This is a genomic window from Parashewanella curva (genome assembly GCF_003675895.1).
Taxonomy (GTDB): domain Bacteria; phylum Pseudomonadota; class Gammaproteobacteria; order Enterobacterales; family Shewanellaceae; genus Parashewanella; species Parashewanella curva.
Genome location: NZ_ML014920.1, coordinates 1 through 2,591, shown reverse-complemented (window position 1 = coordinate 2,591; position 2,591 = coordinate 1). Strand labels below are relative to the sequence as shown.

The window sequence follows — 2,591 nt, the reverse complement described above, 5'->3', positions numbered from 1 at the left end:
GGTCAGCATGACATACTGGGAAGATCGGTCAAATGATCATTGAGGATCAAGTAAAATGGTGACTCAACCGTTGCTATTTTAAGCAGATTGAGTCAGATGGGCTGAATAGTTACAAATTTCCTTAATAATATTTAATCTACAAACTATTGATTTAGCCATTTAAATTCAATATGTTGCCGACAACTTTCATCTTCATTTTTGTGAAATATGGCTTCTTTACATTGCGGTGTTCAATCCCCTTCTACTCCCAACTTTGCCTTAACAACTAAACAAGCAGATATTAGTTGTAAACAGCCATTTATGTTGAAGGTAGACAATACAGAATAAAACAATCAAAAAGTGGTCAAGTAGAAATATTTGAAGCAGAAGAAAGTAGAGATAAATTCAACGAACCTGAATTTAGCCGCTATCGTTGCCTTTGTCCCCATAAGGACCAATTTCAACGTATTCAAAAAGTCAGAAGATTCTTAGGGTTAAAAGCAACGACCAACCCAGTCGATTTTATTGCATCTCAACTTTATAAGTTTGCTGAAGATGTCCATCGTCATTTTAAGAGTCAAGCAGCTCATTCCACACAAGTCGTTTGGGAACCACAAACCGAAAGGTTACTAAGCTTTTCACCTCATGAATACCAACAAATCGCCCAAGAATGGAGTCAGCCTCTAGACTTAACTCGTTACGATGACTTTATTTACCCACCATATCGGGAATGTCCTCCTCCTTATTCTGAAGTCGATCATAATTTAAATGCAGCAGAGGTATCAGTTGCAACACCTCGAATTTCCCTAGGCACAAAGCACTATGAGCGAACTAAAACAGGTAAAGATGAAGATGCATATTCCCGCCTAACGTGATCAAGAATTCCTGCCCATCGTGATCACTATTTCTTGCCTAACTGTGATCAAGTATTCTTGTTTTGTTGTGAACAATTTTCAGCCACTTCAGGAATTACCGATCACGATGCAAGAATCGGTGATCACGACTCACAAGAATAACTTCAGAGCACTGTTTTTTAACTACTACCATTTTCTATTTAAACCAAATGGATGATGGTAATGGCAACGAAGAGATTAACAGTGCGAAATATACGAGAAATTCTACGTCTTGGCCTTGGAGCTAAATTGACGTTACGCCAAATACATAGCAGCACAAAATCCAGCGTGGGTGCAGTACAAAAGGTTCTTGCGAAGGCAAAAGAATTACAGCTGAGCTGGCCTTTACCAGCAGAACTTGATGACTCAGCACTAGAGCAGCTCTTTTATCCAAAGGACAAATCACCTCAAAACACTAAGTGCCCATCAACTAATTGGGCTGAAACCCATTTAGAGCTAAAGAAAAAAGGGATCACTAAACAACTGTTATGGGAAGAGCATGTACAGCAGAATCAAGATTGCTACTACAGCTACTCTCGATTTTGTCATCACTACTCCGTTTGGAAGAAAAAACAGCAGCGCTCAATGAGGCAAGTTCACAAGGCTGGAGAAAAGCTGTTTGTTGACTACGCAGGAAAAACCATACCTATCGTTTGCGCTTCAACGGGGGAAGTGAGAACAGCTCAAATCTTTGTTGCTGTACTGGGTGCGTCCAACTACACCTATGTTGAAGCAACGCATACTCAGTCACTTCCAGACTGGTTGGAAAGCCATGTTCGAGCGTTTGAGTTCTTTGGTGGCGTGCCCAAAATAGTGATCCCTGATAATCTTAAATCCGGTGTCAGCAAAGCTTGTCGTTACGATCCAGATCTCAATCCTTCTTATCAACAATTGGCTGCGCACTATGATGTAGCAGTTATCCCTGCGAGGCCTTACAAGCCCAAAGATAAATCAAAAGCTGAAGTCGGTGTGCAAATCATCGAGCGCTGGATATTGGCCAAACTCAGGCACCAAACCTTCTTCTCGCTGGGAGAGCTTAATCAATGTATTAAAGCCTTGCTGAAAGAAGTGAACCTCAAACCTTTTAAGCAGCTAGACGGGAACAGGCTGAGCTTATTTGAAAACTTGGATAAACCCGCATTAGCATCTCTCCCCAAGTTGCCTTATCACTACGTAGACATCAAATCCGCTAAAGTCGGAATCGATTATCACGTCAAATATGACCGCCACAATTACTCAGTTCCTCATCATCTTGTAGGCGAGAAAGTTGAACTTCACGTGAGTGACAAACAGCTTGGCATTTACTTCCGTGGTAAATCAATTTGTCATCATATCCGCAAACATCGCCCCGGCACGACAACCGAACCTCAACATATGCCTAAGCGGCATGAAAAACACCACCAATGGAATCCTGGTCGCTTTTTAAACTGGGCAAGTAGTATCGGCAGTGAAGTAACAAAATGGGTGAAGTATCAACTGGATAGCCGAGCCCACCCAGAGCAAGCCTATAACCTGTGTTTAGGCGTATTAAACCTTTCTAAAACCTACTCAAACGAACGCCTGAACAACGCTTGTGCTATCGCCAATCAATACAAGCTTTATCGTTATCGACACATCAGTGACATCCTCAAAAGTAACCAAGACAAGCTAGTGAATAGCAAGCAACAACGCTTTGATTTACCTCAACACCACGAAAACATTCGTGGCTCAGATGCCTTC

At 41.7% G+C, this 2,591-nt stretch carries 1 protein-coding gene; it reads left to right on the top strand.

Features of this window, described 5'->3' with window-relative positions:
• Positions 1 to 1,055: 1,055 nt before the first annotated feature.
• Positions 1,056 to 2,591 (top strand): IS21 family transposase (gene istA, locus D5018_RS21145; RefSeq protein ID WP_121840946.1); only part of this gene is annotated, 1,536 nt, incomplete at its 3' end.